Here is a 25,992-nt window from a genome sequence, read left to right on the forward strand (position 1 = left end):
GCCATCCGGCGGCGGTTTTCGGTGATTTTCACGTCACGCACGTCCCCTGGAAATGACATTTCCGCACGTGTCTGGCTGGCGTCACCGCGCAGGTGAGGACTTAATTGTGATTTTGCTGTCAGTATTCGCAGGATCGGCCGATCGACCGCGGCCTCGATCGACCGATGGCTGTCCAAAATTCCTGCTGCGCGGGACGGCGCAGCGGCCAAAATTCGCCGGCTTCACGTCACCGGCGAGTCCGCCGCCGAGTGCTCACTCGTGCGGGGCAGCAGCGGGCACGTCGGGCACCGGCAGCCCACACCTGGCGAGCTCGTAGAGCGGAACACGGTCAATCCGGTACTGGGTGAACTCAAACGAATTCAACAGGTTGGAGACGAACCGATGCGGGGTCATCGGGGCGCGCACTGAGCTCAGCACCGCCTGGGTCTCGGAGCACTGCAGGGCCGCTACCGCTTGCGCAACCCATGCCTGGTCGAGATAGCCGGGAATGCCTGGGTACCACTTCACCCAGGGACCGTCGGCGATCACCCAGTCCGGGAACAGGTTCTTGTCATGCCCGATCCGGCCGTGCTGCAGCCGTTCGGTGTGCTGCGCCAGGGGATTTGCCAACCCGATTTGGTCGATCACCCTGACATCGAGCCCGACGTTCATGCCAAGCATGCCGAGGTTGGTGAAAAACACCGTGTGCTGGGGCTTTTGGGACGCTGCGCCAGCCGGAGGGCTTCCCGGCGCAGGTGGCGGCGGCTGGATCATCGGCACAAGATCCCACTGAATGTAGTTGCCAGACGGTAGCAACAACGCGCCGTCAGGGGTGTTGTTGAGCGCGACCAGGACCGCAGCCATCCGCGGATAATCCAGGTAGTCGGCCGCGGTCAGCGGATGGGCGTGACCGGTGGCCTGCGCGTAGAAGCGCCGCTCGTCGACGATCCCCGAGTAGCTGACGTGGGTGGCGTCGTCACCCATCCCCGGCGAGTTGGCTGCCCACAGCGACCAGCCCGCCACCCCCAGCCACAGCAGGCTGGCCGCACCAGCCAACCAATGACCGGTCGGCCGCGAGAAGTCCACACCGTCGGGAAACGCCACCGGGATGACCGCCACCGGAGCCAGCAAACAAAATAGCGGCGCCAACAACACCCGGCCGTGCATAAAGTCGCCGCCTTGCCGGATCCAGTAGAACGCCTGCAGGAGCCCGCTGCCGACGACGAAGACCACGACAGCTGGCGGGCTTTGTACCGCCCGGGCCACCCGGCCGTAGTTGGGGGCCTCCATCGGGCGCACAAAAGATGGCCGACGACGAATCGACATCAGCAACAATCCCAACGGCACCAAGAGCACCACCGGCACCCACAGTGCGTAGGGTTGGTTGAAGTTCGACAGATAAACCATGCCTTGTGACCACTTGTCGCCCGCCGCGTCTTTGGCCAGGGCGGTACCCGGCACCAGCAGGCCGTAATAGCCCATCCGGAAGATCTGGTAGGCAACCGGTAGGAATCCTCCAGCCACCACGATCAGCGCGCGGAGCCGCCAGGTCCGGGCGGCGACCATCAGCATGATCAGCGCGACCCCGCCGATCAACGCCAACTCGGGGCGTACCAGAACGCTGCACCCCGCCACGAACGCCAGTGCACCGATGAATCCCCGGCTTTGCGGCCGATTCCGCAGCGGCTGCGCCCAGCAGACCATCATCCACCACAACAGCCCCAGATAGGCCAATACCAGGCCGCTCTCCAGGCCGGATGTGGCGAAGTCCCGCGCCGGCGGCAGCGCAATGTAAACCAGCGCCCCGGCGGGCAGCATGATCGCCTGACGGCCCCGCAAGCTAGGTGCATACAACCGGCCCGTCCCCAGCATCAGCAGCACCACGCCGAGCACAGAAAGCACCAGAGCCGCGGCCAACGCCACATACTCGAAGCGCATCGGCCCGCCGACCCAGCTCCCCGCATACAGCAGATAGGTCCACGCCGTGGAGGTGTTGGCCTCTACCCGCTCGCCTTGGTTGAACACCGGTCCGTTGCCAGCCAACAGATTGCGCACGGTGCGCAAGACGATCAGTCCGTCGTCAGCGATCCAACGTCGTTGCCAGGCCCCCCAACCAAACACCACGGCCACCAACACCACGCTGACCCACAGGCTGACCCGGACCACGATGTGGTACGGAAACAGCGGCCAACCGACCTGCCTGATCACCGGCCGGCGCCGAATTACCGGACCATTTAGGCCCTTTGGGCCCGTGCGGCCAGTCAGATCGGGACTAGCCGAAGGCAACAGCGGCACCAATTGTTCCGACCCATGTCAGTGCCAGTAGCTGAAGCACCCGGTCACGTAGCGCAATGTCTTCGGGCTCCCCGGCCAGCCCGCCGTCGACATCCACCGCGTAACGCAGGATCGCGATAGTGAACGGGACCATCGACACCGCGAACCAAGACCCGCAGTGGCGGTCCCGCTCGAATGCCCACAGCCCGTAACACATCACCACTGCGGTGGCCGACAACGTCCAGACGAACCGCAAATAGGTGCTGGTGTAGCTTTCCAGCGACTTGCGGATCGCCGCGCCGGTGCGTTCGGCCAATTGCAGCTCGGCGTATCGCTTACCGGCCACCATGAATAGCGACCCGAACGCCGCAGTCAGCAAAAACCATTGTGACAGTGGGATGTTAGTGGCCACACCGCCGGCGATAGCCCGGATCAAATACGCCGACGACACGATGCAGATGTCGACCACGGCTTGGTGTTTGAGGCCGAAGCAGTAGCCCAGCTGCATGCCAATGTAAATCGCCATTACTAGCGCCAAATTCGGCGTCAGTAGCCAGGCGATGACCAGGGAGGCCACTCCCAGCACCGCCGCGAGGGTGTAGGCCAGCCACTCGGGAACCACGCCGGCCGCGATCGGCCGGAACCTTTTGGTCGGGTGCTCCCGATCCGCCTCGATGTCGCGCACGTCGTTGATCAAGTACACCGACGAGGCGGCCAGGCTGAATACCACGAAGGCCAGCGACACGTCGGTCAGTAGTTCGGCATATTTGTAGTGCATGCCGCCGCCCAACCCGGCCACCGGCGCGGCCAACACCAGCACGTTCTTCACCCACTGCCGCGGGCGAATCGCCTTGACCACCCCGGTGACCAGGTTCCCCGGAGGCCCTATCATCACGTCTTCGCTCATTTGGCCGCACCTCCCGCGCTGGGGCCGTGTTGGGCCGGCCATCTGCGTGATAGCCGGCTTTCGAAACGGGCGGTAGTACCCGCGACCGCGGCACCAAGCGCGATGCCGAAGGCCACGTCGCTGGGATAGTGCACCCCCAGCACTATCCGCGACAGCGCCATCGGAGCCACCAGCACCGCGGCGGCTATTCCTTTGGGCAGCCCGCTGGCCCGGCCGATCAAGATGGCCGCGGCCGTGGTCGACGTGGCATGCGCCGACGGGAAGCTCAGCTGGCTGGGTGTGCCGACATTCACTGCGACGGCCGGATGGTTCGGCCGGGTACGCCGGACCATCCGTTTGATCAACACAGCGGCCGCATGTGCGACGAACGCGCCGGCCCCGGCCACCAGCCAGTCCCGGCGACGGCGCGGCACCAGGATCGCACCGAGCAATGACACCGCCAGCCAGCCGACGCTGTGTTCCCCGAAGTGCGACATTCCTCGCGCCGTGGGCAGCACACCGGCTCGGCCAGCCAGCGCCGACTGAACGGCCACCATCGCGGCCACCTCGCCAGTAGGCGCCTCAAAAAGAGGTGCTTCAGGCATGCTCGGACTCTTGTTTGGCGGGAGGGCTAATGGATGAGTCTGCGGCCGGCAACAACGCCGTCTCCCACTTCTGCTTACTAGATAGCACGGGCAACGCATCGCGGTAGAGCTTGCGCATCTCATCGAATCGGCGCACCAGCTGACGCTGACGGCGCAGTGAGGAAAACAGCAACGAGAGCATCTTGGCCCGGTCACGCTGCCGGTAGACCACGCCGCACCCGTCGGCGGTGGTGACGGTGACCCCGTCCACCGTGCAGAGCAGGAACCAGCGCGCGTCCTGAGTTGGCACGTTGAATTCCGGGCGTTGGTGGCATTCCGGGTCAGCCGCGGTGAGGTTGTGGAATATCCCGCGCGCCAGCCGATAGCCGATGGACAGCGGGTTCACCGGCGGCTTCATCACCTTGTTTTTGTGCACCGGCGGCGGCAGCTCAGTCGCTGCTGGCAGGACAACCGCGTCGGGGTACTCCTTGCGCATGCGGTGCACTTGCGGCAGCGCCGATTCCAGAATCGAGAAGATGTGCTCCGGGCCGGCCAGGAAGTCGTCGATGGCCTTGTTCTGGATTGCCACCGTTGAATATTCAAGGCAGGCAAGGTGTTTCAGCGTCGCCTTCAGGTGACTGCGGACCAGGCCGGCGACTTGCGTCTTTGGGCCGTCCCAGTGCATGGCCGCGACCACCAACCGGTTGCGCAAATGGAAGTAGGCCTGCCAGTCGATGGCGTCGTCTTTGTCGCTCCACGCCATGTGCCAGATCGCTGCGCCGGGCAGTGTGACCGTCGGGTAGCCGTGTTCGGCGGCCCGCAGCCCGTAGTCGGCGTCGTCCCATTTGATGAACAGCGGCAGCGGCTGTCCCAGTTCTTCGGCGACTTGCCGCGGGATCATGCACGTCCACCAGCCGTTGTAGTCGACGTCGATGCGCCGGTGCAGCAGCTTGCTTTTGTCCTCTTTGTCGTTCAACGGATATTCGGCGAAATCATGGTCGTACTCGGCGTGCGGCGCGGCGGTCCACATGAAGTTCGACCGGTTCACCACCTCGCCCATGATGTGCAGGTGCGACGGCTCCTGCAGGTTGAGCATCTGGCCACCGACCAGCATTGGACTCTTGGCGAAGCGGTGCATCGCCAACACCCGAAGAATCGAGTCCGGCTCGATGCGGATGTCGTCGTCCATGAACAGAATCTGTTGGCAATCAGTGTTTTTCAGCGCCTCATACATAACTCGGCTATACCCGCCGGAACCGCCCAGGTTGGGCTGATCGTGAATGGAGAGCCGACCGCCCAGCCGGGCAGCCGCGGCGGGGAAGTCCGGATGATCGCGCAGCTTCCGGACGCCCTGATCGGGCACGATCACTGCCCCAATCACCTCGTCCACCAACGGGTCGGCGGTGAGTTCGGCCAGCGCGTTGGCACAGTCTGCGGGTCGGTTGAAGGTTGGGATGCCGACCGCGATATTGGCCTTGCCCGGAGCCGGTGTGGTGGCATACCAACCGCCGCTGCACAGGGTGACGTGCGAGTCGGTGGTGATGTCGAACCAAATCCAGCCGCCATCCTCGAACGGTTGCAGGCCCACCTCGACCTCGACGACTTGGGCCGTGCTGGGGTCATCCTCGACACCGGCGAACTCGCGGCCTTCGACGAAGATGCGCGCCCCGGTGGCCTTGGTGCGGTAGACGTCGACGCGTCCAGCTCCGGTCACTTCGACCCGCAGCACCACCGACTCGCAGGTCGTCCAGCGGCGCCAGTAGCTGGCCGGGAACGCATTGAAGTACGTGGCGAACGACACCTCGGATTCCGCACCGATCTGCAGCGCGGTGCGGCTGGTCGCATGCGCACGCCGGGCGTTGGTGGTCGATTCCTCTAAATACAGTTTGCGGACATCGAGGGGTTCACCTGGGCGCGGCAGGATAATCCGGGAGAGCAGGCTGACGGCGGTCACTGGTGCCGCTCCTTCTCATCGCTGCGCTCTGCATCGTCGCCGGCACGGGTCATGTGCGCGCGCCTTCCTCTTCAACGAGTGGGGCGCCGTCGCGCAGGTGCGGCGCAAGGATGTTGTCGTACATGTTCAACGCGCTGGCAATGGCCATATGCATATCCAGATATTGGTAGGTGCCCAGCCGCCCGCCGAACAGTACCTTCGACGACGCGGTCTCGGACTTCGCCCTGGCCCGATAAGCGGCCAACAGGGCGCGGTCGGCCTCGGTATTGATGGGATAGTAGGGCTCGTCGTCATCCGCGGCGAACCGGGAGTACTCCCGCATGATCACCGTCTTGTCGGTCGGGTAGTCGCGCTCAAGGTGGAAGTGGCGGAATTCGTGGATGCGGGTAAAAGGCACGTCGAGATCGTTGTAGTTCATCACCGGCGTGCCCTGAAAATCCCCGGTCGGTAGCACTTCCACCTCGAAGTCCAGGGTGCGCCAGCCGAGGCGGCCTTCGGCGTAGTCGAAGTAGCGGTCCAGCGGGCCGGTGTAAACCACCGGGGCCGCGGGGCTGTCAGCACGCAGCTGATCGGCGACATCGAACCAGTCGGTGTCAAGCCTCACCTCGATGCGGTCGTCGGCGGCCATCTTCGTGCACCATGCCGTGTAACCATCGACCGGCAGGCCCTCATAGGTGTCGCTGAAGTATCGGTTGTCAAAGGTGTACCGCACCGGCAGCCGGTTAATGACGGCAGCCGGAAGCTTCGCGGGGTCGGTCTGCCACTGCTTAGCGGTGTACCCCTTAACGAACGCCTCGTAGAGCGGCCGGCCGATCAGCGAGATCGCCTTCTCTTCGAGGTTCTGTGCATTCGCCGTGTCGATCTCCGCGGCTTGCTCCGCGATCAGCCGCCGTGCTTCGTCCGGAGTGAAGTACCTGCCGAAGAACTGCGACACCAGGCCCAGGCCCATCGGGAACTGATATGCCTGCCCATTGTGCATCGCGAAAACCCGGTGCCGGTAGTCGGTGAACTCGGTGAACTGCCGCACGTAGTCCCACACTCTCTTATTAGAGGTATGGAACAGGTGAGCCCCGTACTTGTGAACTTCAATGCCGGTCTGCGGCTCAGCTTCGGAATAGGCGTTGCCACCGACGTGCGGGCGCTTCTCGACAATAAGCACGCGCTTGTCCAGCTGGGTCGCCACGCGCTCGGCAATTGTCAGGCCGAAAAACCCCGAGCCAACAATGAGGAGATCGAAACGAGCGGTCATCGGTTGCCTAGGGTATCTGACTTTTCGGGCATAACCCCATTTGACGGCTCGGGTTGGTCGTGATTCGACCGGGCAGGAACGGCTGACGACGGCGGGAATCGAGGGGCGAACTCAAGGTCGCAATTACCTCACGATTCGATATAACCACTCTGGTCACACCGGCCACACTCGTACCATCGACCGTGTGGGGCCCATCCTGCACACTCGCAACGTCGAGGGCAGGCAAGCCCGACAACACACATAGTCCAGATTGAGGAGACCTCCGTGCCGAACCGACGCCGACGCAAGCTCTCGACAGCCATGAGCGCGGTCGCCGCCCTGGCAGTCGCGAGTCCTTGCGCATACTTCCTTGTTTACGAATCGACCGCCGGCGCCAAACCCGCGCCCGAGCACCATGAATTCAAACAAGCGGCAGCGATAGCCGATCTGCCCGGAGAAGTGATGTCCGCGCTCTCGCAGGGACTCTCGCAGTTCGGAATCAACATGCCGCCAGTGCCTGCGCTCACTGGCCCCGGTGATACCGGCAATGGCCTGGGCACTCCCGGTCTGACCAACCCCGGCCTGACCGACCCCGGCCTGACAAATCCAGGGCTGGGGACACCTGGGCTCCCCACGCCGGGCACCGGGCTGACGACCCCCGGGTTGACCAACCCGGCACTCACGAACCCTGGGCTGACCAGCCCGATAGGGACCACCCCGGGCCTGAACCCGGGCACCGGCCCCGGTGAGGTGCCGATCACCACGCCAGCCTCATTGGACCCGGGCGCCGACGGCACCTACCCGATCCTCGGCGATCCCTCCACGTTGGGCGGTATGTCACCGACCAGCCCGATCGGTACCGGCAGCAACACCAGCACCGGCGGTGGTGGGATTGTCAATGACGTGATGCAAGTCGCGAACCAGTTGGGCGCCAACCAGGTCATCGACCTGCTCAAGGGGGTGTTGATGCCGGCGATCATGCAGGGCGTCCAAAACGGCGGCGCGGCCGGTGGCATGCCGGGCGCAGTGGCACCGCCCGCGACGCAACTGGTGCCTGTCGCATAGCAGCCTTGCCGAACCCGTCACCCGACGGCACCGCAGAGTCGCACTCGATCGAGGGGCCAATTAACCCGCCCAGCAACTAACCCTCTGCGGTGCCGTCGAACAGGCTTTCGGCGAGATTCCGGACGCGTCCACCGTGTGTCGCCTCATGAATAACAATAGAAACACACGTAACATCGACTGGTGTCGTCCCGCAGCCCGACGATGTTGCTCGCCGCGATCGCGGCAACGGTCGTCATCGTCTCGTGGATCACGGATCCGACACGCGAAAACGCTCCCGCCTCGCCACCGGTTCGCGACACCCAACTCACCGAGCAGCCGCTGATCGGGCTCGGTGGCGGTGTCACGATTCGCGAACTCACCCAGGACACCCCGTTTTCATTGGTCGCTTTGACCGGTGACCTGGCCGGCACCTCCACCCGCGTGCGCGCAAAGCGGCCCGATGGTTCATGGGGGCCCTGGTACCAAACCGAATATGAGACCGCCGCACCCGACCCGGCGGCCGATGATGCTTCGGCCCAGCCGACTCAAGGCCCCCGCAGCACAGATCCGGTGTTCATCGGCAGCACCAGAACCGTGCAGATCGCAATCACCCGTCCCGCCGATGCGCCAGTGACCCAGCCACGAAGCGCCGCGCCGGAAGGACCGGATAAGCCCGATAAACACGGGCTGGGCTATAAGCCTGCCACCAAGGAACTGCCCCTCGGGCCGGACCCCCAGAACATCTCAGCGATCCTCATTTCGCCGCCGCAAGCGCCGGCCCGAGCTCAGTGGACACCGCCGTCCGGGGTCATCATGCCGGGCCAGGCGCCCAGCATCATCAGCCGCGCGGAGTGGGGCGCCGACGAGTCGCTGCGATGCGGTACTCCGCAGTACGACAATGGGGTTCGCGCCGCGGTCGTACACCACACCGCGGGCAGCAATGACTATTCGCCGCTGGAATCGGCCGGGATCGTCAAGGCCATCTACACCTACCACAGCAAAACGCTGGGCTGGTGCGACATCGCCTACAACGCGATGGTCGACAAATACGGCCAGGTGTTCGAGGGCAGCGCCGGGGGGCTCACTAAAGCAGTCGAGGCCTTCCACACCGGCGGCTTCAATCGCAGCACCTGGGGTGTGGCCATGATCGGCAACTTTGACGACGTGGCGCCAACGCCAATCCAAATCCGAACCGTGGGCCGGCTCCTCGGCTGGCGTCTGGGCCTGGACGGCGTCGACCCTAAGGGCACGGTGGCGCTGGAATCGGCGGGGAGCCACTACACCACCTTTGCCGCTGGCACCACCGCGACCCTGCCCACCATCTTCACCCATCGCGACGTCGGCAACACCGACTGCCCGGGCAATGCCGCCTACGCACTGATGGATGAAATCCGGGACATTGCTTCGCATTTCAACGATCCGCCAGAGGAGCTGATCAAGGCGCTTGAAGGCGGCGCGATCTACGAACACTGGCAGGCGATCGGCGGCATGAACAGCGTTCTGGGTGCGCCGACCGCACCGGAGGCGAGTGCCGAGGGCGCGGCCCGCTATGTCACCTTCGCCAAGGGCGCGATGTACTGGTCGCCCGAGATTGGCGCCGAGCCAGTCACCGGCGCGATCTACGATGCCTGGGCCTCGCTGAGCTACGAACGTGGTCCGCTCGGGCTGCCCACTAGCGCGGAGATACAGGAGCCGCTGCAGATCACGCAGAATTTCCAGCATGGCACGCTGAACTTCGAGCGGCTGACCGGCAACCTCACCCAGGTCGTCGACGGGATCTCGACGCCGCTGGCAACACAAACCCCCAGCGGACCGACGGTGCCGCCCGAACATTTCTCGCTACCAACGCATCCGGCGCCTTAGCGTCATCATTGTCGCGCGGCGGCGGTAACATGCTGGGCCTCGGCGATAGCGTCGAGATCGACGATGCCGGCGCGTATACTTCGAGCCACGCGTCGCCGGCGTTCAATGGGTTTTCATCGTTACCAACCTATTTCACACCAATCAGGCGATACACGCGGCGATCGCAAGTTGGGCAGGAATCAGCCAGACAGTGAGCGCCCGCATCCGAAATATATTAACTGTCAAGATCTTTTAACTGTCGCACCGGGTTAACAGCTTCGCCGCTGAGCCCATAATGGAGAGCTCGGCAGGACATCGGGCGACTTCAGTAGAGCAGTCTGGGGTGGTTGACGGCGATATCTTCCATCGTGGGTAATACGTTATCTGCAGGTGTGTTTCCCCACCAGCGTCGACATCTAGCTGCACCGCTCCCGCGGGGAAGGCGACCAGGTATTCGGCGCCGCCTGTGGGCGCGACAGCCCGTACCGCACCTACACCTGGGAAACCCTGTCCCTGCTGACCCGCAATTCTCAGGCCCGGCTGGAAGCTCTGGGCATGCCCACCCATGTGGCCGAAACCCGCTCGCGGATCGCGCTTGCCGCGTTCCAGGGATTCATCATCGAATATTTCACCGCCGACAACCCCGAGTATGTCGATGACGCGTTCGCGTGCTTCCTCGATGAATTCTTGTTGGCGCCGTTTGAACCGACAGATCCATCGCTGTAAAGGAAATCTATTGACTGAACCCGGTATTCAACATGATCAGCTAAATTCATCCGCCGTCGACCCGCAATCCGCTCGGTCAACCGAGCCGGCGAGGCGAGACACACCAGGCGATGCCGAACTGCGTCGCGGCTTGATCAGCCTGCTCCTCGGACTGGGCTCCTACTATGGGGCCACGCTATCTGAGCACGACCGCGATGGCAGCCCCTGATGATCAGTACCGCGGTATCAGCGCTCCGGGTGGACTATACGGCGCTGCTCACACATCCCCGACGTGGTATTCGAGATCTTCGTCATCGCCGGCCTGATCAGAAATCGGCCCATCACCGAATCACTCATCGAATGGTTCCGGCCCGGATGGGTAGCACACCACATCACCAACCACGCCTGGAGCGAGAAGGACGCTCGCGCCTACCACAGCACCCACATGCGTCTGACCCTCGCACTCGGCACCGACGCCGTTGTCCTAGCGATCCTCCTCGGAGGAATCGAATACTTCTTGCGCCGCCGCAGAACCGTGCCGCAGCCCCCAAGCGCGCTTCATGGTTGTGCGTCTAGGTCCACTCGCGGGGGTTAGCGCCACCAGCGTTCCAACACCCGGGCCACACCGTCATCGGTGTTGGGGGCGGTGATCTCGTCGGCGGCAGCCAGCACATCGGGATGCGCGTTACCCATCGCCACGCCGTGACCCGCCCGCAGCAGCATCGGAACGTCGTTGGGCATGTCGCCGAAAGCCGCCACGCCACCGTCGGCGATTCCTAGCGGCCGGGCGACCTCGTCGACACCGGTGGCCTTGCTGATGCCCAGCGGCAAGATCTCCACTAGTCCGTTGTTGGTGGAATAGGTGATATCACCCGCGATCCCAACATGCTTGGCCAGTTCGGCGGCCATATCCGCGCTGCGGGCGCCGGCCTTGCGAATCAGCAGCTTGATAGCCGGAGCGCTGAGCAGGTCCTCGATCGACACCTCAGTGTTGTCCGGGTTGAGCCACGCATGCTCGTAACCCACCGAGCTGACGAACTGTGGGGTCGCGCTGTCGTGGGCGCGATCACCGACACGCTCGACGGCTAGACCCGCGCCAGGGATAACGCGCGTTGCGACCTCAACCAGCTCACCCAGGACGTCGACGGCCAGCGTGCGCGCCGATACCACCCGATCGGTCGCAGGGTCGTAGATCACGGCACCGTTGGCACATACCGCCATCGGCGGGAAACCGAGCGCATCGACAACCGGCCGCACCCAACGCGGCGGGCGGCCAGTGGCCAGCACGAAGTGCGCGCCTCCGGCGACGGCGGCACGCACCGCGTCGCGGGTACGCGGGGTTACGGTTTCGTCCTCATCAAGCAACGTGCCGTCGACGTCGCAGGCGATGAGCGCTGGCTGGTTCGGCCTTAGGGTCGGCCTAGTCGGATCGGTCAGCGTGAGCCGCTTTGGTTATGACCCGGCGGTGTCACACCGTCGGTCCCGTACTTTCGAACCCGGTCTTGCAATTCAGCCAAACGGATCGCCTGAGAGTCTTCCTGGGTCGGCGCGCTGCCCCCCAGCCGCCGCGGCACCCAATGCTCGCCCGCGGGATGCGGATAGTGTTCCTGCACCTGGTACAGCAACGACGTCATCGCTTGGCGCAGCGCGGCGTTGAGCTGCGCTGCGTCGCCCCGCGGCGGCAGTGGCGCGCCGGCGGCCACGGTGATCGGGATTTTGTTGCGGAACACATTCTTTGGATGATCTTTCGGCCAAAGCCGATGCGCACCCCAGACAATCAGGGGAATTATCGGTACCTGCGCCTCCACCGCCATCCGGGCCGCCCCGGTTTTGAATTCCCTGAGTTCTAAACTGCGGCTGATGGTGGCCTCGGGATGCAGCCCCACGAGTTCACCCTCGCGCAGCCGCTGCACCGCCACCGCGTAAGCATCGCGCCCCTCCCTGCGGTCCACCGGAATGAGCTGGGCGTGCTTGATCACGTAGTTCACCGCCCGCACATCGCCCATTTCGGCCTTGATCATGAAGCGCAGCCGCCTCTTCCGTTGATATGCGGCGACCGACGCTGGGAGCCAGTCAAGGTAGCTGGTGTGGTTCAGGGCGACCAACGCACCGCCTTGTTCCGGAATGTTCTCCAGGCCATCGAAGGTGAGTTTGGTTCCGTTCGCCGCAACGACGCGCGGAACGACCATCTCCATCAGCCGGAAAAACGGCTCTGCCATGTGCTACCTGACTCCTTACTGCACTATCGCGACTCGCGCGCGGCACGGGCCGCGGCTCGCGCCGCCGCCTCCTCGGCATCCAGCGCAGCCGCCTCGGCCAAGGTCGGTGCTCCGCCACCTAGCCGGCGCGGCACCCAGTAGGCCCCAGCCGGGTGCGGATAACTCTCCTGCACCTGGTGCAGCAGCGTAGTCATCGATCCGCGCAGCGCGGTATCGGTCAACCTGATGTCGTCGGCGGCATGCAACGGCGCACCCACGTACACAGTGATTGGGACCTTGTTGCGACCGATGTGCTTGGGATGGTCCTTGGTCCAGACCCGTTGCGCACCCCAGACAATCACGGGCACGATCGGGACATCAGCTTGGATAGCCAGCCGCGCGGCACCGGTCTTGAATTCCTTGAGCTCGAAGCTGCGGCTGATGGTGGCCTCCGGATAGACCCCGACCAGCTCCCCCTCGCGTAGCCGCTGCACGGCCACGGCAAAGGCACCCGCCCCGGCGTCCCGGTCCACCGGAATGGAGCCGGTGTGCTTGATCAAAAAATTGACCACCTTCACCTGTTGCATCTCGGCCTTGATCATGAATCGAAGCCGACGCCGCCGGCGCGTCATCGCCAGCGCGGCTGGCAGCCAGTCGACATAGCTGGTGTGGTTGATGGCGATCACGGCGCCACCGTGGTCGGGGATATTCTCCTCGCCCACGTAGGTGATCCGGCTTCCACTGGCCAAAACAACCAGCTGAGCCAGGATCTCGAGGGTGCGGAAGGTCGGCTCCGCCATTGATAACTACTCCGCCGCCCCGGCCCGTTTGGCACGCTGGGCGCGCCGCGCCGCCCTCTCGGCCGCCTCCTCAGCGTCGAGGCGGGCCGCCTCGGCTAACGACGGGGCACCCCCACCCAGCCGATGCGGCACCCAAAACTCCCCGGCTGGGTGCGGTCCGTACAGCTCTTGCGCTCGCTCCAGCAAATGCTGCATCCGTGAGTGCAACAAACCCTTCAATTCCGCTACGCCCAGCGTCGGTTCAATCGGTTCGCCGACGAGCACCACGATCGGCACCTTCGGGCGAAAGAGCTTCTTGGGGTGGTCTTTGGTCCAGATCCGCTGGGCACCCCAGACGATGTGCGGAATGATCGGCACCCCGGCCTCCACCGACATCCGGGCCGCTCCCCCTTTGAATTCCTTGATCTCAAAGCTTCGGCTGATCGTGGCCTCGGGGTAGACGCCGACGAGCTCACCATCTTTGAGATTCCTGACGGCGGCTTCGTAGGACGCGGCCCCGTCTTGCCGGTCCACCGGGATGTGCCGCAGGCTGCGCATAATCGGCCCGGTGATCTTGCCATCGAATACCTCTTGCTTGGCCATGAACCGCACCTTGCGCCCGAGGCCCTGCTGGTAGGCGGGCAAACCCGCAAAGGTGAAGTCGAGGTAGCTGGTGTGGTTGATCGCGATGACGGCGCCACCGCTGGTCGGTAAGTTCTCTATGCCCAAGACACTGATCTTCAGACCCTGAATCCGCCAGACCAGGCGGGCAAGCTGAATAACAGTCCCGTATGCCGGTTCCACAGCCAATTAGCCTAGTGCTCCTGACGGTGCGCCGCCGCAACCGCCGACAAAGAGGAAACGCCGAAAGGAGGAAACGTTGTCCTTCCCGATATCCCCGCCGCAGGTCCCTGCCGTCGTCGACCGATTTGCTGCCGGCAGGTCCGTACATGCGGTCTGGGTCAACGGGCTCGGCGGTGTCACCTTTCGGGTGAACTCCACCAGCTGCGACAGCGAGTTCATCAAGGTAGCGAAGGCAGGGGCCGTCGACTTCGCCGATGAAGCGCGCCGCCTGCGCTGGGCGGCGCGCTACGTTACGGCACCGCGGGTGCTGGGCGTGGGCCGAGACGGCGACTGGGCATGGCTGCGTACTCGCGCACTACCCGGCCGGTCCGCGGTGCACCCGCGCTGGGTCGCAGCCCCGGATGTGGCGGTGCGAGCGATCGGTGCGGGGCTGCGCAGGCTGCACGACCAACTACCGGTGCAGTTATGCCCGTTTGACTGGTCTGTGGCCAGCCGGCTGGCGACGCTGTCCCCCGCAAGCGGGCGGTACCCCCAGCCGGCGGCTCGAGCAGGCCTGGGCGAGCCGCCGCCGGTGGACCAGCTGGTGGTCTGTCACGGTGATGCCTGCTCACCCAACACCCTGATCGACGACGACGGCCGCTGCTGTGGACACGTCGATTTCGGCAGTCTCGGTGTGGCCGACCGGTGGGCCGACCTGGCGGTAGCGACGCTCTCGTTGAGCTGGAACTACCCCGGTCGGGTGTGGGACGCGGAGTTTTTCGCTGCCTACGGCATCGAGCCAGACCCGCCGCGCATTGATTACTACCGGCGGCTGTGGCAGGCCGAAGATTGACACCTCAGGCTAAGCTCGAGGCGGCGCGTGCCCGCCGATCGCACCGGCGAAACGGGCATACGAAGGCAACCGGAAGGTAGTTGTGCAGGTCACCAGCGTAGGCCACGCCGGCTTTCTGATCGAGACCCACGCGGGCAGCATTCTGTGCGACCCCTGGGTCAATCCGGCCTACTTCGCATCCTGGTTCCCCTTCCCCGACAACAGCGCGCTGGATTGGGACACCCTGGGCGATTGCGACTACTTGTATGTCTCGCATCTACACAAGGACCACTTCGACGCCAAGCACCTGCACGCCCATGTCAATAAGGACGCAGTGGTGCTGCTGCCCGACTATCCAGTGCCCGACCTGCGAAATGAACTGCAGAAGCTAGGGTTTCACCGATTTTTCGAGACCACCAACTCAGTCAAGCACTGCCTGACCGGACCCAAGGGCAAGCTCGACATCATGATCATCGCCCTGCGGGCCCCCGCCGACGGCCCGATCGGCGACTCGGCGCTGGTGGTTTCGGACGGTACCACAACGGTTTTCAACATGAACGATGCTCGGCCGGTCGATTTGGAGTTGTTGCCATCTGAGTTCGGCCACGTCGATGTGCATCTACTGCAGTACTCCGGCGCGATCTGGTACCCGATGGTCTACGACATGCCTGCGCGCGCCAAGGAGGCGTTCGCCACCCAGAAACGCCAACGGCAGATGGACCGCGCCCGCCAATACATCGCTCAGGTGGGGGCCACCTGGGTGGTGCCGTCGGCGGGGCCGCCATGCTTTTTGGACCCCGAGTTACGCCACCTCAACGACGACCGCGGGGAAGTGGACAATATCTTTCCCGACCAAATGGTGTTCCTGGATCAGATGCGCAGGCACGGGCATGACCGTGGCTTGCTGATGATTCCCGGGTCGATCGCGGACTTCACTGGCAGAACCCTGAATTCGCTGAGCCATCCGCTCCCTACCGATCAGGTTGAGGCGATCTTCAGCACCGGCAAGGCAGCGTACATCGCCGACTATGCCGAACGGATGGCGTCTGTCCTGAATGCCGAGCGGGCCAGCTGGGCGTCGGCCGAAGGCGAACCGTTGCTAGAGCAGTTACGCGCGTTGTTCGAGCCGATCATGTTGCAAAGCAATGAGATCTGCGACGGAATCGGCTACCCCGTCGAATTGGTGATCGGGCCCGAAACTGTGGTTTTGGACTTTCCGAAACGTGTTGTGCGCGAACGTATTCCTGATGAAAAGGTGCGCTACGGGTTCGAGATAGCGCCGGAGCTGGTACGTACCGTAGTGCGCGATCACGAGCCGGACTGGGTCAACACCATCTTCTTGTCCACGCGCTTTAAGGCTTGGCGGGTCGGCGGCTACAACGAATATCTGTACACGTTCTTCAAGTGTCTGACTGATGAGCGCATCGCCTATGCTGACGGTTGGTTCGCCGAGACCCACGATGATTCCGCATCGATCACCCTGGACGGCTGGGAGATTCAGCGTCGCTGCCCCCACCTCAAAGCCGACCTATCGAAGTTCGGCGTGGTGGAGGGCAACACACTGACCTGCAATCTGCACGGATGGCAGTGGCGACTGGATGACGGCCGTTGCCTCACCTCACGGGGCCATCAGTTGCGGGTTCGGAGAAAATGACCTCGGCTCCGCAGGAAACTTATGACGACGGCCTTGTCCAGCTAGATCATGCGGCAATCACATTGCACCGCTATCACTTTCCTTCTGGTACGTCGAAGGTGATCGCGCTGGACGCAATCCGCGGGTACAAATCCGAGACGTTGGGCCTATTCGTTCAGCGGTTCCGCATTTGGGGCACCTCGGACTTCCGCCGCTGGCTACCACTTGACGTACGCCGACCATTCAGGTCGACCTTAATCACCTTGGACGTGCCCGGGATACGGCCGAGCCCGGCGTTTACGCCGGCGCGCCCCGACGAGTTCCTCGCACTGTTGAATGAGCTGCTAAATAACTAACCGCGAGAGTGCAACTACCGACGTCGCTTCTCGAAAAACAGTTCGGTAGTTACACTTTCGCGGTACAACTAAGGAGCCAACCCAGGTCGGCCAGCGCCGCATGACCGGCGTTGCAACTGGGAATGAATGTGATCCCGGGGGCCGCCATGGCATCCCGCACTACCCAGGCAACTCCTCGCTCGTCGCACCTCAGGAGGTCGGCTCTAGCAGCTGAGTCCCCACGAACGGAACCAGCGCGTCGGGCACCCGCACGCTGCCGTCGGGCCGCTGGTGGTTTTCCAGGATCGCGACCAGCCATCGGGTGGTGCCGAGCGTGCCGTTGAGCGTGGCCGCGATCTGCGGCTTGCCGTTGGCATCTCGGTAGCGTGTGGCGAGCCGGCGCGCTTGAAAGGTCGTGCAGTTCGATGTCGAGGTCAACTCGCGGTAGGTCCCCTGGGTCGGGACCCACGCTTCGCAGTCGAACTTGCGGGCCGCCGACGACCCGAGATCGCCTGCGGCCACGTCGATTACTCGATACGGCACCTCAATGCGCGCCAGCATCTCGCGCTGCCAGCCCAGCAGCCGTTGGTGTTCGGCCTCGGCGTCGGTGGGTGCGCAGTAGACGAAGCCCTCCACCTTGTCGAATTGGTGCACCCGGATGATGCCGCGGGTGTCCTTGCCATGGCTGCCAGCCTCGCGCCGGAAACACGACGACCAGCCCGCATACCGTAGCGGCCCGCCGGACAAGTCCAGGATCTCGTCGGAGTGGTAGCCGGCCAGCGGCACTTCGGAGGTGCCCACCAGGTAAAGATCGTCCACCCGATACACCTCCTCGGCATGGGCGCCCAGAAATCCGGTACCGGCCATCACCTCGGGGCGTACCAGCACCGGCGGGATCATCGGGATGAAGTGGTTTTCGACGGCCAGCCGCAACGCGAGCTGCAACAGGCCCAGCTGTAACAGCGCGCCCCGACCGGTGAGGAAGTAGAACCGCGAGCCGGACACCTTGGCACCACGCTGCATATCGATCAGACCCAGCGATTCGCCGAGTTCCAGGTGGTCCTTTGGATTGGTCAACGGCGGTGGATCGCCAACGATATCGAGTACCGCGTAGTCGTCCTCCCCGCCGGCGGGGACCCCATCCAGAACGACGTTCGAGATTGCCATGTACGCCGCAGTGAACGCTGTCGCGGCCTCAGCCTGGGCGGTTTCAGCGGCTTTCACCTGCTCGGCAAGGTTCTTGGCGCGTTGTAATAACGCCGGACGCTCTTCGGCTGATGCGGAGCCCACGCTTTTGCTGGCGGTTTTCTGTTCGGCGCGCAGCGCGTCTGCGGCCGAAATCGCGGCCCGACGGGCGGCGTCGGCCCTCAGCAGGGCATCCACTAGGGCCGGGTCTTCGCCACGGCTAAGTTGGGAACGGCGTACCGCGTCGGGGTCTTCCCGGAGCAACTTCAGGTCGATCACGGCCTGAAGACTACTTTTGGTGCCGCGCGCACGTACCGGAGCACCCGCGCGACCGGGCCGGCGATGCCACATCTGCAACGTTTGTCACAAACTTTGTCGGCCCTGCCAGAATGGATGAGATGTTGGATGCGCCCGAAGAGGAACCCGCACTCGCCGACGACCTGACCGGCGAGGCCGAACCGCCGCCTGTCGAGTTCCCGTGGCCCAGTGCTGTGCAGGCGGTGCAGGCCAGGGCCACCCGGCGAGGGCTGCTACTGACCGCTCTTGGCGGCCTGCTGATCGGCGGACTGGTCACCGCGATTCCCACCGTTGGGACCGGGCCTGGGCGGCTCGCCACCTATATCGACAGCAATCCGGTGCCCAGCACCGGCGCCAAGAGCAATGCCGCGTTCAACCGCGCCACCAGCGGTGATTGCCTGATGTGGCCGGATAGCACGCCGGACGCCGCGAGGATCGTCAACTGCGCCGACGATCACCGGTTTGAAGTCGCCGAGTCCATCGATATGCGGACTTTCCCCGGTTCGGAGTACGGGCCCAACGCCGCTCCACCGTCACCGGCTCGCATTCAACAGATCAGTGAGGAACAGTGCGACGCGGCCGTCCGCCGCTACCTCGGCACCAAGTTCGATCCGAACAGCAAATACACCGTCAGTATGCTGTGGTCCGGTGACCGGGCGTGGCGCCAGGGCGGCGAGCGCCGCATGCTGTGCGGCCTGCAGCTGCCCGGCGCGAACAACCAGCAGGTCGCCTTCAAGGGCAAGGTCGCCAACATCGACCAGTCCAAGGTCTGGCCGGCCGGCACCTGCTTAAGCATCGACCTCACGACCAACCAACCGATCGACGTTCCGGTTGACTGCGCGGCGCCGCACGCAATGGAGGTCACCGGCACGGTCAATCTGGCCGAGAGGTTCCCGAATGCCTTGCCGGCCGAACCCGAGCAGGACGCATTCATCAAGGACGCATGCACCCGGCTGACCGATAGCTATCTGGCAGCGATCCAGCTGCGGACCACGACCTTGACGCTGATCTACCCCACCCTGTCGCTGTCCAGTTGGGCGGCGGGCAGTCGTGAGGTCGCGTGCAGCATTGGCGCGACGCTGGGCAACGGTGGCTGGGCCACGCTAGTGAATAGCGCTACCGGGCCCCTGCTGATCAACGGTCAGCCACCGATACCGCCGCCCGACATCCCCGAGGAGCGGCTCAGCCTGCCGCCGATACCCCTGCAACTTCAGCTGCCAACAAACCAGCCCAACCTCCCAGCAAACCCGATCCCGCCGGGCAGTCAGCATCTCCCCCAGCAACAGCCGGTTGTGACGGTCCCGCGATCACCGGCATCGCAGGCGCCCGCCGCCTCACCGTCGCCGGCTACGCAGGCGCCGGAGGCCCCACCTCCGGCAGATGGCGGAGCGCCGCGGCCGTCTGACCACGAACCGGTGGGCCCTGCCCCCGGGCCGGCCGAGCCAGCTCCGGGAGGCTAACCGGGTGAGCGTGCGGATGGACCCGCGGCGGTTTGACGAGCTGGTCTCCGAGGCACTGGACCTGATTCCGCCCAAGCTGACGGCTGCGATGGACAACGTGGTTGTGCTGGTCGCCGATCGCCACCCGCAGGATGCCGACCTGCTCGGATTGTACGAAGGGGTGGCATTGACTGAGCGGGACTCCGACTACGCCGGGGCACTGCCCGACGCCATCACGATCTACCGTGAGGCGCTGCTGGATGCCTGTGATTCCGACGATGAAGTCGTCGACCAGGTAGCGATCACGGTGATTCATGAAATCGCCCACCACTTCGGCATCGATGATGATCGGCTGGACCAACTGGGCTGGGCCTGATCACGCTCCTTCGCATGGGCGCGGCGTCCCGGAGTTGTCGGGGCCTGGTGCTATGAACGGCCTATGAGCGACGACTGCCGCGACTGCCGGGCAGGCTTGGGTCACTGCCACGGCACCATCATTCGCCATTCAATCGGCGGGCTACTGGGCCAATCGGAATGCACCGAGGCGGGCTGCGTCAGCCCTGAGCTGTTGCCACACGGCTTCGTCGTCGACTGCGATGCGGTCGGCTGTGGCTGCGCTGAGTTGGTCGCGCTTGCGGTGTGAGCTGGTCCGGTCAGCCCAGCGGGTCCCTTCCCGACGGCACAGCGTCGGCAACCAAGGTGCCATCGGGTCGGGGCTGGTGAGGGTAGAACGGGGGCGTCAGGGCTCCCCACCGCACGCAGCTCCACCGACCGTCGGTGATGGGTGCCAGCACCACCGCCTCAGCGTTATTCACATGGTTGTCCAGCGCAAAGTTGCCGTCCACCCCGGCCAGCACTGCGGAGGCAAGCCGGATCGCTGCGCCATGGCTGACGACGACGATGTCCCCGGTCCAGTCGTCGTTGTCGAGATAGCGCATGCGTAAGTCGAGAAGTACTGGCAGATAGCGGTCCAACACGTCGTTGGCGGTCTCGCCACCAGGCAATGGCACATCGAGCTCACCGCGATGCCAACGGTCGTAGATGGCATTAAATTCGGCGATCGCGTCGTCATCGTTGCGGTCTTCGAGTTCCCCGACCTGAACTTCGTGAATGCCAGCAACCTCGCGGGTTGGCACATCGAATTCGGCGCCGATCACCGCGGCCGTCTCCGAGGCCCGGATGGCCACCGAGTGCGCGAGCAATGCCGGCCGCCCAGCAGCCTGGGCGAACACCCGGGCCTGATCACGACCCAACGGCGTCAGCGCCGCCCCCGGCGGGCGGGTGTCTAACCTGCGCTCGACATTGCCGTAGGACTGGCCATGCCGCAGCAGCACCAAACGACCGCTCATGGCTCACCCTCCTCTTAGCTCGGCAGCCTGATCGGGTTTGCCTGCCCGCAGCCCGGCCAACCAGCGCGAAGCTTCGTCCGCCGGCGGCGGCGCTGACACCCCGGGGCCGGGAGCCGGGCCCGTCGGCCAGGAACCGAGATAACGCACATCCGCACAACGACGGTGTAGCGCCTTGAGTGCCTCGGCGACGGCACCATCATCGATGTGTCCGACGCAGTCCACGAAAAACAAGTAGGTGCCAAGTTCGGTGCGGGTCGGCCGGGATTCGATTCGGGTGAGGTCGATGCCGCGGATGCCAAATTCGGCCAGCGCGGCCACCAACGCGCCAGGCGCGTTGTCGATGCGCAGCACCGCCGACGTGCGATCGGTTCCGGTGCGGGCCGGCGGCGGCCCCGGCAGGCCAACCAGGACGAAGCGGGTCCGGGCGTTGGGTTCGTCGACGATGCCGTCGGCGAGAGCCGCCAACCCCCAGTGGATGGCGGCCAGCGGCGACGTCACCGCGGCGTCGACCTGGCCGTCGGCAACCTGCCGGGCCGCGTCGGCGTTGGAATACGCCGGCCGCAGTTCAGCGCCGGCCAGATGGGCAGCGAGCCATTGCCGCACCTGCGCCGCCGCCACCGGGAAGGCCGCCAACGTGCGAACGGCGGCGGCGTTGATGCCGGGTTTGACGACGATGCTGAACGCCACATCCAGCGTTGTCTCAGCGAACACTTGCAGCGGCGAACCGATGGCCAAGCTGTCCAAGGTGGGCACCACCGACCCGTCGATGGAGTTCTCGATGGGCACGCACGCGTAATCGGCAGCGCCGCCACGGACAGCGTCGAGCGCAGCGGGCGTGCTCTCGATCGGCAACCGCCGGAAGCCATCTGGCCCGCCGCCGGGAACCAGGCCGGCGGCCGTCATCCGGAGCAGCGCTGCCTCGGTGAAGGTTCCTTCAGGACCGAGGTAAGCGATGCGGGCCACGCCCACAACCCTAGTGGCGCCGAATCGACCATCCACCCTTGTGCCGCCCCATAGCCTAAGTTAACTTAGGCTAACCTAAACACAGGAGGTGGCACTGGTGACCAGCCCGGCACCGACGACGGCCGAGCGTATTCGCAGCACCTGCGCTCGGGCCGGTGGCGCACTATTGGCCCTCGAGAACGAGGCGAACGACGACCCGATAGCCACCCCGGTCCACCACTTGCTGCACGACGGATCCTTCGCGGTAGCAGTTCCCGTCGACCCGGCCCGGCCGCGGGACGGGGCGTCCGAAGGTCAGGCACTGCTGGAACTGACCGACTACGCGCCGCTCCCCGTGCGTGAACCGGTCCGATCACTGGTGTGGGTCCGCGGTCGCCTCCAGCACGTCCCGTCGGCCGCCGTGACCGGGATGCTCGACCTGATCGCCGCTGAACACCCGAATCCGGCGCTGCTGCAAGTGGATACCCCGATATCCGATCGCTATGACGGGGAGGAAACTCGTTACACGCTGATGCAGTTAGAGATCGCGTCCGTGGTGGTCACCGACGCCACCGGCGCCGAGGCCGTCAGCGTCGAGGCCCTGCTGCAAGCTCGTCCCGATCCGTTCTGCGAAATCGAATCATCCTTGCTCTGGCACCTGGCCACCGCCCACAACGACGTGGTCGCGCGGCTGATAGCCAGGCTTCCGGCGTCGCTGCGACGCGGCCAGGTGCGCCCACTGGGCCTCGACCGTTACGGCGTGCGATTCCGCGTCGAAGGTAACGCCGGTGACCGCGATGTCCGGCTGCCCTTCCATAAGCCAGTCGACGACATGACCGGGCTGAACCAGGCCATCCGGGTGTTGCTGGGTTGCCCGTTTCGCAACGGGCTGCGCGCCCAGCGGTGACTGGTGCTTGACCAGTTGTCAGCCGCGGCCGGATGGCGGGTCCAAAACACGTAAGTTATCCAGGTGAACGGCAACCGATCACCGGATCTTGGACGGCTTCGAAGACCGATCCCGCCGCCGGAACCCGGTCCGGAGCCCTCGCAGGTGATTCGCCGCGACACCGGTCCACCGGCAGCCGATCAGACCATGCCGCTGCGCCGGCCCCGTTGCCCGTCGAGTCAATCAAGGCTGCCGACGCCCCCGCCACGACCGGTCGCCCCGAAAACACGCCGCAAGCGCCGCATCCGCCGCTGGAGCCGGGTCGTCGCGCTCATGCTGCTGATCGGTCCGCCGCTCGTCTCCGGCGGCGTTGTCGCCAGAGCTCTTTGGTTTGACACGTCACTGCACCGTGAGCCGATACTGACGGACTACCCTCACCGGCCAGCCGCTGGCCGCGGCACCAACTGGCTGCTCGTCGGTTCGGACAGCCGCCAAGGCCTGACCGCCGAGCAACAACAAGATCTGGCCACCGGCGGCGACATCGGCAGCGGCCGCACCGACACGATTCTGCTGGTACACCTGCCGAGGCTGGGCTCGAGCAGGCCAGTGACGATGGTGTCGATACCGCGCGACTCGTATGTGCCGATCCCCGGCCACGGCCACGACAAAATCAACGCCGCATTTGCGATGGGCGGGGGACCCCTGCTGACCCAGGCGCTAGAGCAGGCCACCGGGCTGCACCTGGACCACTACGCCGAGATCGGCTTCAGCGGATTCGCCGGCCTTGTCGACGCGCTCGGAGGGGTGACCGTGTGCCCGGCCGAGCCAGTCACCGATCCATTGGCCGGCCTCGACCTGCCAGCCGGCTGCCAGCAGCTAGACGGCCGTAACGCACTGGGCTACGTCAGAACTCGGGCTACACCGCGGGCAGATCTGGACCGGATGGTCAACCAACGACAGTTCATGTCGGCGCTGCTGCACCGCGCCACCAGCCCGGCGGTGTGGCTCAACCCGTGGCGCTGGTACTCGGTGCCGCAGGCGGCTGCCGACGCACTCACCGTTGACCAGGGCGATCATGTGTGGGATCTGGCCCGACTCGGCTGGGCGCTAGGCGGATCCCCTACGACGTTGACCGTGCCGATCGGCGAGTTCACCACAAACGACGCCGGCTCGGTGGTGGTGTGGAACCATGACGCGGCCCGCGAGTTGTTCGACACGCTGGCTTCCGATATCCCGGTGCCGGCGTCCGCGGTCGACGGGCCACAATAGCGGCCGGCGATCCGCGCCGATGTTGGCTACCACCTCAATACCAGGCCCAATAAATTCGCATATTTAAACGTAGCCTTCCTTTACTTAGGAAAACCTGGCCTTGGAAATTTTTGGGCAGTATGGGTGCGGTTAGGAAAACCTTTCCTGAGTAAGTGATACCTTCGTTGCACACCGTGTTCTACCTGCGTTATTCTGCTGCTCATGAGCGATTATGGCGGACCAACGACTAAATTTCACGAATTACTGCAAGAACAGATTTACAACGAATTCACCGGCGTGCAGCAATACCTAGCAATCGCGGTTTATTTCGATGGCGCCGACTTGCCGCAATTAGCGAAGCACTTTTATGGCCAAGCGGTCGAGGAACGCAATCATGCGATGATGCTGGTGCAATATCTGCTCGACCGTGACGTCCACGTCGAGATCCCCGGAGTGGACACGGTGCGCAATCGATTCGACACACCGCGCGACGCACTAGCGCTGGCGCTCGATCAGGAACGTGCCGTCACCGAGCAGGTGAGCCGGCTCGCTGCCGTGGCGCGCGACGAGGCCGACTACGTGGGCGAGCAGTTCATACAGTGGTTCCTCCAAGAGCAGATCGAAGAGGTCGCCCTGATGACCACGCTGGTACGGGTCGCCGATCGCGCCGGGGCCAACCTGTTCGACCTCGAGAACTTCGTCGCCCGCGAAGTGGGTTCGGCGCCGGCCACCGTAGGCGCGCCGAACGCCGCCGGTGGCCACCTGTCGCCGAACTAACCGGTGCGCCCGTTCTGCAACCACGCCTTCGTGCGACCTGGGTGGTGAGTGGCAATCCAGGCCACACCGATATCGCGGCAGAAGTCGATGTCGTCGTAATCGTCAACATTCCAGCAGTACACCGCCCGGCCCTGGGCGCCAGCGCGGTCCACGAGTTGCGGATACTCCTTCAACGTTGGCAGCGAAGGCCCGACGGCAGTAGCCCCGACGGCGGTAGCCGCGCTGCTGGTCAGGTAACGGCCGGTTCGGCCGAGGAGCACCGTGGGCAGCAGCGGTGCGGCTCGCCGGATCCGCCAGACCGCGGCCGCCGAAAACGACATCACAACCGCCCGGGATCGGTCGGCGGACGCGGGCGCGGCGATGCCGAAGCGGTGCAGGAGTGCCAGCAGCTTGTTTTCCACCAGCGCGCCATACCGGACGGGGTGCTTGGTCTCGACGAAGATCTTCACCGGTCGGTGCCAGTCCAGAACCAGCGAAACAAGGGCATCGAGGGTCAGCAGACTGGTATCGCCGTGAGTACCGTCCGGACGCCAGCTGTCGTGCCACGCACCATACTCCAGCTCACGCAACTGGGCCAGCGTCATCGTGCTGACCAAACCATCGCCCGTCGAGGTTCGGTCCAGGCGGCGGTCATGCACACAAACCAAATGGCCGTCGCGGGTCAGCCGCACATCGCACTCCACGCCGTCAGCGCCCTCTTTGAGCGCGAGGTCATAGGCAGCCAGGGTATGTTCCGGGAGCGCGGCCGACGCACCGCGGTGGGCGACCACAAATGGGTGCCCGGCGAGCACCTCGTCGGCCCACATCATGACC

The 25,992-nt window shown here is 64.7% G+C and carries 25 protein-coding genes and 2 pseudogenes; 13 read left to right on the forward strand and 14 right to left on the reverse strand.

What is annotated here, in order from left to right:
* Positions 1-252: 252 nt before the first annotated feature.
* From aftB to glf, 5 genes are read right to left on the reverse strand one after another with little or no spacing between them, the layout of a single operon-like run.
* The gene (gene aftB / locus B586_RS19205; protein ID WP_418001111.1) at positions 253-2,265 is read right to left on the reverse strand and encodes a terminal beta-(1->2)-arabinofuranosyltransferase; all 2,013 of its coding nucleotides are present in this window, start codon (positions 2,263-2,265) and stop codon (positions 253-255) included.
* Complete coding sequence (locus tag B586_RS19210) at positions 2,252-3,160, reverse strand: decaprenyl-phosphate phosphoribosyltransferase (RefSeq protein WP_047314791.1); 909 nt, start codon at positions 3,158-3,160, stop codon at positions 2,252-2,254. Before B586_RS19210 ends, aftB begins: the two co-directional genes overlap by 14 nt.
* Positions 3,157-3,744, reverse strand: a complete 588-nt coding sequence (locus B586_RS19215) for a phosphatase PAP2 family protein (protein ID WP_047314790.1) — start codon at positions 3,742-3,744, stop codon at positions 3,157-3,159. Before B586_RS19215 ends, B586_RS19210 begins: the two co-directional genes overlap by 4 nt.
* A complete protein-coding gene (locus B586_RS19220; RefSeq protein ID WP_054879102.1) occupies positions 3,737-5,677 on the reverse strand; it encodes a glycosyltransferase in 1,941 nt (646 codons plus the stop codon). Before B586_RS19220 ends, B586_RS19215 begins: the two co-directional genes overlap by 8 nt.
* Positions 5,678-5,726: 49 nt before the next feature.
* A complete protein-coding gene (gene glf / locus B586_RS19225; RefSeq protein ID WP_054879101.1) occupies positions 5,727-6,926 on the reverse strand; it encodes a UDP-galactopyranose mutase in 1,200 nt (399 codons plus the stop codon).
* Positions 6,927-7,190: 264 nt separating this feature from the next.
* On the opposite strand from glf, the gene B586_RS19230 reads away from it, so the two are divergent.
* The 4 genes from B586_RS19230 (at position 7,191) to B586_RS19245 (ending at position 11,091) form a co-directional block, all read left to right on the forward strand.
* A complete protein-coding gene (locus tag B586_RS19230) occupies positions 7,191-7,970 on the forward strand; it encodes a hypothetical protein (protein WP_054879100.1) in 780 nt (259 codons plus the stop codon).
* 177 nt (positions 7,971-8,147) lie between these two features.
* The gene (locus B586_RS19235; protein ID WP_211141651.1) at positions 8,148-9,812 is read left to right on the forward strand and encodes an LGFP repeat-containing protein; all 1,665 of its coding nucleotides are present in this window, start codon (positions 8,148-8,150) and stop codon (positions 9,810-9,812) included.
* Between the two features lie 534 nt (positions 9,813-10,346).
* Entirely contained in the window at positions 10,347-10,517 is a 171-nt protein-coding gene (locus B586_RS22340) for a hypothetical protein (RefSeq protein ID WP_236971334.1), read from the forward strand.
* A 271-nt stretch (positions 10,518-10,788) separates the two neighbouring features.
* Positions 10,789-11,091: a hypothetical protein gene (locus tag B586_RS19245; protein ID WP_054879098.1), complete on the forward strand. Its 303-nt coding sequence runs from the start codon at positions 10,789-10,791 to the stop codon at positions 11,089-11,091.
* Here the strand turns inward: B586_RS19245 and B586_RS19250 are convergent.
* The 4 genes from B586_RS19250 to B586_RS19265 are packed head-to-tail and all read right to left on the reverse strand — an operon-like array spanning position 11,088 to position 14,277.
* Positions 11,088-11,933 (reverse strand): Cof-type HAD-IIB family hydrolase, encoded by an 846-nt coding sequence (locus tag B586_RS19250; protein ID WP_054879097.1) that lies wholly within the window; start codon positions 11,931-11,933, stop codon positions 11,088-11,090. The two genes, B586_RS19245 and B586_RS19250, sit on opposite strands and share 4 nt — an antisense overlap.
* Positions 11,930-12,715 carry a lysophospholipid acyltransferase family protein gene (locus tag B586_RS19255; RefSeq protein ID WP_054879096.1) on the reverse strand — a complete coding sequence of 262 codons (786 nt, stop codon included), beginning with the start codon at positions 12,713-12,715 and terminating at the stop codon, positions 11,930-11,932. The genes B586_RS19250 and B586_RS19255 overlap by 4 nt, the downstream gene beginning before the upstream one ends.
* A gap of 23 nt (positions 12,716-12,738) precedes the next feature.
* Positions 12,739-13,494: a lysophospholipid acyltransferase family protein gene (locus B586_RS19260; protein ID WP_054879095.1), complete on the reverse strand. Its 756-nt coding sequence runs from the start codon at positions 13,492-13,494 to the stop codon at positions 12,739-12,741.
* Between the two features lie 6 nt (positions 13,495-13,500).
* A complete protein-coding gene (locus B586_RS19265; protein ID WP_047314781.1) occupies positions 13,501-14,277 on the reverse strand; it encodes a lysophospholipid acyltransferase family protein in 777 nt (258 codons plus the stop codon).
* A 76-nt stretch (positions 14,278-14,353) separates the two neighbouring features.
* Between B586_RS19265 and B586_RS19270 the strand changes: the two genes are divergently transcribed.
* The 3 genes from B586_RS19270 (at position 14,354) to B586_RS19280 (ending at position 17,077) form a co-directional block, all read left to right on the forward strand.
* Positions 14,354-15,109 carry a phosphotransferase gene (locus B586_RS19270; RefSeq protein ID WP_054879094.1) on the forward strand — a complete coding sequence of 252 codons (756 nt, stop codon included), beginning with the start codon at positions 14,354-14,356 and terminating at the stop codon, positions 15,107-15,109.
* Between the two features lie 82 nt (positions 15,110-15,191).
* On the forward strand, positions 15,192-16,742 hold the full coding sequence (locus B586_RS19275) for an MBL fold metallo-hydrolase (protein ID WP_054879093.1): 1,551 nt from the start codon (positions 15,192-15,194) through the stop codon (positions 16,740-16,742).
* On the forward strand, positions 16,739-17,077 hold the full coding sequence (locus B586_RS19280) for a hypothetical protein (RefSeq protein ID WP_054879092.1): 339 nt from the start codon (positions 16,739-16,741) through the stop codon (positions 17,075-17,077). The genes B586_RS19275 and B586_RS19280 overlap by 4 nt, the downstream gene beginning before the upstream one ends.
* A 49-nt stretch (positions 17,078-17,126) precedes the next feature.
* Here the strand turns inward: B586_RS19280 and B586_RS22870 are convergent.
* Positions 17,127-17,244 (reverse strand): annotated as a pseudogene (locus B586_RS22870) (hypothetical protein); the annotation flags it as partial.
* A gap of 22 nt (positions 17,245-17,266) precedes the next feature.
* Complete coding sequence (gene serS / locus B586_RS19285; RefSeq protein ID WP_054880804.1) at positions 17,267-18,520, reverse strand: serine--tRNA ligase; 1,254 nt, start codon at positions 18,518-18,520, stop codon at positions 17,267-17,269.
* Between the two features lie 119 nt (positions 18,521-18,639).
* Between serS and B586_RS19290 the strand changes: the two genes are divergently transcribed.
* The 3 genes and pseudogenes from B586_RS19290 (at position 18,640) to B586_RS19300 (ending at position 20,620) form a co-directional block, all read left to right on the forward strand.
* A complete protein-coding gene (locus tag B586_RS19290; protein WP_168162563.1) occupies positions 18,640-19,998 on the forward strand; it encodes a septum formation family protein in 1,359 nt (452 codons plus the stop codon).
* A 4-nt stretch (positions 19,999-20,002) separates the two neighbouring features.
* Positions 20,003-20,420 (forward strand): annotated as a pseudogene (locus B586_RS19295) (metallopeptidase family protein).
* Positions 20,417-20,620 (forward strand): hypothetical protein, encoded by a 204-nt coding sequence (locus B586_RS19300; protein ID WP_047314774.1) that lies wholly within the window; start codon positions 20,417-20,419, stop codon positions 20,618-20,620. Before B586_RS19295 ends, B586_RS19300 begins: the two are co-directional and overlap by 4 nt.
* Positions 20,621-20,630: 10 nt before the next feature.
* Here the strand turns inward: B586_RS19300 and B586_RS19305 are convergent, their stop codons facing one another.
* Together B586_RS19305 and pheA are read right to left on the reverse strand one after the other, a co-directional pair.
* Complete coding sequence (locus B586_RS19305) at positions 20,631-21,326, reverse strand: histidine phosphatase family protein (RefSeq protein WP_047314773.1); 696 nt, start codon at positions 21,324-21,326, stop codon at positions 20,631-20,633.
* 3 nt (positions 21,327-21,329) lie between these two features.
* Positions 21,330-22,289, reverse strand: coding sequence for a prephenate dehydratase (gene pheA, locus B586_RS19310; protein ID WP_054880803.1), 960 nt, complete (start codon positions 22,287-22,289; stop codon positions 21,330-21,332).
* 88 nt (positions 22,290-22,377) lie between these two features.
* On the opposite strand from pheA, the gene B586_RS19315 reads away from it, so the two are divergent.
* The 3 genes from B586_RS19315 to B586_RS19325 all read left to right on the forward strand — a co-directional run bounded on the left by B586_RS19315 (position 22,378) and on the right by B586_RS19325 (position 25,179).
* The gene (locus B586_RS19315; RefSeq protein ID WP_054879091.1) at positions 22,378-23,175 is read left to right on the forward strand and encodes a DUF2470 domain-containing protein; all 798 of its coding nucleotides are present in this window, start codon (positions 22,378-22,380) and stop codon (positions 23,173-23,175) included.
* A 63-nt stretch (positions 23,176-23,238) separates the two neighbouring features.
* Complete coding sequence (locus B586_RS19320; protein ID WP_054879090.1) at positions 23,239-24,423, forward strand: LCP family protein; 1,185 nt, start codon at positions 23,239-23,241, stop codon at positions 24,421-24,423.
* Positions 24,424-24,624: 201 nt separating this feature from the next.
* Positions 24,625-25,179 carry a ferritin gene (locus B586_RS19325; RefSeq protein WP_054879089.1) on the forward strand — a complete coding sequence of 185 codons (555 nt, stop codon included), beginning with the start codon at positions 24,625-24,627 and terminating at the stop codon, positions 25,177-25,179.
* Here B586_RS19325 and B586_RS19330 read toward each other — a convergent pair.
* Positions 25,176-25,988 carry a glycerophosphodiester phosphodiesterase gene (locus B586_RS19330; RefSeq protein WP_047314863.1) on the reverse strand — a complete coding sequence of 271 codons (813 nt, stop codon included), beginning with the start codon at positions 25,986-25,988 and terminating at the stop codon, positions 25,176-25,178. The two genes, B586_RS19325 and B586_RS19330, sit on opposite strands and share 4 nt — an antisense overlap.
* Positions 25,989-25,992 lie beyond the last annotated feature (4 nt).

Source organism: Mycobacterium haemophilum DSM 44634, assembly GCF_000340435.2.
Taxonomy (GTDB): domain Bacteria; phylum Actinomycetota; class Actinomycetes; order Mycobacteriales; family Mycobacteriaceae; genus Mycobacterium; species Mycobacterium haemophilum.